This window comes from Micrococcus sp. HSID17227, from assembly GCF_003989405.1.
GTDB lineage: Bacteria > Actinomycetota > Actinomycetes > Actinomycetales > Micrococcaceae > Micrococcus > Micrococcus luteus.
This window is the reverse complement of sequence record NZ_RBLN01000215.1, coordinates 1-3826: the sequence shown is the minus strand read 5'-3', so window position 1 is coordinate 3826 and position 3826 is coordinate 1. Positions and strand designations below refer to the sequence as shown.

Annotated in this window: 5 protein-coding genes and 1 pseudogene; 2 read left to right on the top strand and 4 right to left on the bottom strand. The window is 73.7% G+C overall.

The window, feature by feature from the left end; genetic code table 11:
* Positions 1 to 2 precede the first annotated feature (2 nt).
* Together D8M29_RS14545 and D8M29_RS09660 are read left to right on the top strand one after the other, a co-directional pair.
* Positions 3 to 68 (top strand): annotated as a pseudogene (locus D8M29_RS14545) (DUF3145 family protein); the annotation flags it as partial.
* A 70-nt stretch (positions 69 to 138) separates the two neighbouring features.
* Positions 139 to 555 carry a DUF3145 family protein gene (locus tag D8M29_RS09660; protein ID WP_370450163.1) on the top strand — a complete coding sequence of 139 codons (417 nt, stop codon included), beginning with the start codon at positions 139 to 141 and terminating at the stop codon, positions 553 to 555.
* A 28-nt stretch (positions 556 to 583) separates the two neighbouring features.
* Here the strand turns inward: D8M29_RS09660 and fabF are convergent, their stop codons facing one another.
* From fabF to D8M29_RS09640, 4 genes are all read right to left on the bottom strand, one after another.
* Positions 584 to 1828 (bottom strand): beta-ketoacyl-ACP synthase II, encoded by a 1245-nt coding sequence (gene fabF / locus D8M29_RS09655; RefSeq protein ID WP_119217372.1) that lies wholly within the window; start codon positions 1826 to 1828, stop codon positions 584 to 586.
* Positions 1829 to 2004: 176 nt separating this feature from the next.
* A complete protein-coding gene (locus D8M29_RS09650) occupies positions 2005 to 2250 on the bottom strand; it encodes an acyl carrier protein (protein WP_010078906.1) in 246 nt (81 codons plus the stop codon).
* A gap of 61 nt (positions 2251 to 2311) precedes the next feature.
* Entirely contained in the window at positions 2312 to 3364 is a 1053-nt protein-coding gene (locus tag D8M29_RS09645; protein ID WP_070709699.1) for a beta-ketoacyl-ACP synthase III, read from the bottom strand.
* A 32-nt stretch (positions 3365 to 3396) separates the two neighbouring features.
* Positions 3397 to 3826: ACP S-malonyltransferase (locus D8M29_RS09640; RefSeq protein ID WP_141762527.1), on the bottom strand; the 430-nt coding region annotated here is incomplete at its 5' end.

Below are 3826 nucleotides of genomic sequence, written 5' to 3'. Positions count from 1 at the left end.
CCCTGCGTGGCTGGCCGCACCTGCGCTTCGAGATCACGGAGGAGCCGTCCGCCGGGGTCGACGGCTCGCGCTGGTCCCACACCCCGGACCTCGGCATCTTCCACGCCACCACGGACGTCTCCGGCAAGGGTGAGCCACGTGCTGGGCCCCGCGACCGCGGTGGAGTGGGAGGGCCAGCCGGTCGCGCCCGGCCAGCACCGCGCCGAGGTGCACTGCACGGCGCCCGCCGGCACCGGCGCGCGGCTGGCCTCCGCCCTGCGTGGCTGGCCGCACCTGCGCTTCGAGATCACGGAGGAGCCGTCCGCCGGGGTCGACGGCTCGCGCTGGTCCCACACCCCGGACCTCGGCATCTTCCACGCCACCACGGACGTCTCCGGCAACATCATGGTCTCCGAGGACCGCATCCGGTACGCCTACGAGGCCGGTGCGGGCGACCCCAGCGTGCTGATGCACGAACTCTCCCTCGCGCTCGGCGAGGCCTGGGACGATGAGCTCGAGCCGTTCCGGCTGGCCGCCGCCCACGCCAACGTGCGCTGGCTGCACCGCGCTGTCTGAGCCTTCGCCCGGCCGGCGGCGCTCCGGCTCAGACGCTGCGGAACACGGCCACCGCGTTGTGGCCGCCGAACCCGAACGAGTTCTTCACGGCCACGCGCGGCCCCTCGGGCAGGCGGGCGGGGGAGCCGGTGACCACGTTCAGCGGGATCTCCGGGTCCTGGTGGTCCAGGTTGATGGTCACGGGCGCCTGGCCGTGGTGCACGGCGAGCACGGACAGGATCGACTCGATCGCGCCTGAGGCGCCCAGCAGGTGGCCGGTCTGGGACTTCGTGGCCGAGACCTGCACCTGGTCCAGGTGGTCGCCGAACACGGCCCGCATGGCCAGGTACTCCGGGGCGTCGCCCTTGGGTGTGGACGTCGCGTGGGCGTTCACGTGGCACACGTCCTCGGGGGTGATGTCGGCCGACCTCAGGGCGGCGCGCATCGCACGGGTCGCGCCCAGGCCCTCGGGCTCGGGCGCGGTGATGTGGTGGGAGTCGGAGCTGACGCCCGCGCCGGCCAGCTCGGCGTACACGCGCGCGCCGCGGGCCTTCGCGTGCTCCTCCGACTCGATCACCATGACGCCGGCGCCCTCACCGAGGACGAAGCCGTCGCGGTCCACGTCGTAGGGGCGGGACGCGGCCTGTGGGTCGTCGTTGCGCTTGGACAGCGCCTGCATCGCGGCGAACGCGGCCATCGGCAGCGGGTGCACGGCGGCCTCGGCGGCGCCGCAGATCACGACGTCGGCCTGGCCGGAGCGGACGAGCAGCAGCGCGGTCTCGAGCGCCTCGGTGCCGGCGGCGCACGCGGACACCACCGTGCGGGCGCCGGCACGGGCGCCGAACTCGAGGGAGAGCGCGCCGGCGGCGCCGTTGGGCATGAGCATCGGGACGGTCATGGGCAGCACGCGGCGCGGGCCGCGCTCGCGCAGGGTGTCCCAGCCGTCCAGGAGGGTCCACACGCCGCCGATGCCGGTGCCGAAGGCCACGGCGAGCCGGTCGCCGTCGACCTCCGCGCCCTCGAGGCCGGCGTCCTTCCAGGCCTCGCGCGCGGCGACGGTCGCCATCTGGGTGGCCGGGTCCTGGCGCTTCTGCTCCACCTTGGAGAGGACCTCGGAGGTGGGCACGGTCAGCTCGGCCGCGAAGGTGACGGGCAGCTCGTACTTCTCCACCCAGTCGTGCTCCATGGTGCGCGCACCGGAGACGCCCTGCAGGGCGTGGGACCAGAAGGTGGGCACGTCGCCGCCGATGGGCGTGGTGGCGCCGAGGCCGGTGATCACTGCGGTGCGGGTCATGGGTCTGCTGCCTCTGGGTCTCGAGTGGGGATCGGGCGGAGGGGTGTCGTCGGCACGACGCGCGGCGCGCGCCGGGGTGCCGGAAGTCGAGGGTGTCGGGCGCCGGGGGCGCTCACGCGCCCCCGGCGCTCACCGAGGGGACGGGGCGGGCCGGGACCGCCGCCGTCGTGGGCCGATCAGGCCTGGGCGCCGTCGATGAAGTCGACGGCGTCCTGGACGGTCTTGAGGTTCTTGACCTCCTCGTCCGGGATCTTCACGCCGAACTTGTCCTCGGCGTTGACCACGATGGTCATCATCGAGATCGAGTCGATGTCCAGATCGTCCGTGAAGGACTTCTCCGGCTGCACCTCGGCGGTGTCGAGGCCGGTCTCCTCGTTCACGATCTCGGCGAGGCCGGCGAGGATCTCTTCCTTGGAAGCCATGGGGCGTCTCCTTCGGTAGGGGTGTGGGGTGTACGTGGACAGTGAATCAGACGGCGCCGCCTCAGGGGAGACGGACCACCTGGGCTCCGTAGACCAGCCCGGCGCCGAAACCGATCTGCAGGGCCAGGCCGCCGGAGAGCTCGGGGTTCTCCTCCAGCAGACGGTGCATGGCCAGCGGGATGGACGCGGCCGACGTGTTGCCGGCGTCCGCGATGTCCCGGGCCACGACGACGGACTCCGGCAGCTTCAGCTGCTTGGCGAACTCGTCGATGATCCGCATGTTGGCCTGGTGCGGGATGAACGCGGCGAGGTCCTCGGGCTCCACGCCCGCGGCGTCGAGGGCCTCGCGGGCCACCTTCGCCATCGACCACACGGCCCAGCGGAAGACGGAGGGCCCGTCCTGGCGCAGCGTGGGCCAGAGCATCCCCTCCGCGCCGGTGATCGCCGAGGCGTCGCCCGTGGTGCGGGCGTGCTCCACGGCGTCGCGCAGCTCCAGCTGCGAGTGCGTCATGGAGATCGTGGACCAGCGCTCCCCGTCCGAGCCCCACACCGAGGGGGAGATGCCCGGCTCGTCCGAGGCCGACACGATCACGGCGCCCGCGCCGTCGCCCAGGAGGAAGGAGATGGAGCGGTCCGTGGGATCCACGACGTCGGAGAGGCGCTCGACGCCGACCACGAGCACGTGCCGCGCGGTGCCGGAACGCACGAGCGCGTCGGCCTGGGCCACGCCGTAGCAGTAGCCGGCGCACGCGGCGGAGACGTCGTAGGCGGGCGCCGGGGTGGCCCCGATCTCGTGCGCCACGAGGGCCGCGGCCGAGGGGGTGGCGTGCGGGAAGGTGACGGTCGAGACGATCACGGCGTCCAGGTCCGAGCCCTGCAGGCCGGCCCGCTCGAGGGCCTCCCGGGCGGCGCCCACGGCCATGACGGGCACGGTCTCCTCCGCCGTGGCGCGCTGGCGCGTGACGATGCCGGTGCGCTGGCGGATCCACTCGTCCGACGAGTCGATGGGGCCGATGAGGTCCTCGTTGGGGACCAAATTCGCCGGGCGGTAGGCGCCCACGGCCACGATGCGGCTGGCCGCGGGGCGCTCGTGCTGCTTCAGGGTGACGGTCATGGTGCTTCTCTCTGCCGGGCGGTGCGCGGGGTTCAGGCCGAGTGCTCGGCCAGGAACGCCCGCGCGGCGTCCAGGTCCTCGGGGGTCTTCACGGCGAGCTGCGCGGTGCCCTTGAGACCGCGCTTGGCCAGTCCGGTCAGTGTGCCACCGGGCAGCAGCTCCAGGACGCCCGTGACCTGCCGCGTGGCCATGGTCGCCATGCACAGGTCCCAGCGGACCGGGCGGGTGACCTGGTCCACGATCCGGGCGAGCACGTCCGTGCCGGACTCGACGGCCTCGCCGTCCCGGTTGGACAGCAGGGGCAGGCGCGGGTCCGAGGGGGAGAGGCCGGCGACGTGGGCCGCGAGGTCGTCCACGGCGGGGCGCATGTGCTCCGTGTGGAACGCGCCGGCCACCTTGAGCGGGATCACGCGGGCGCGGGCGGGGGCGGACTCGGCGAGCGCGCCGAGGGCCTCCGCGGTA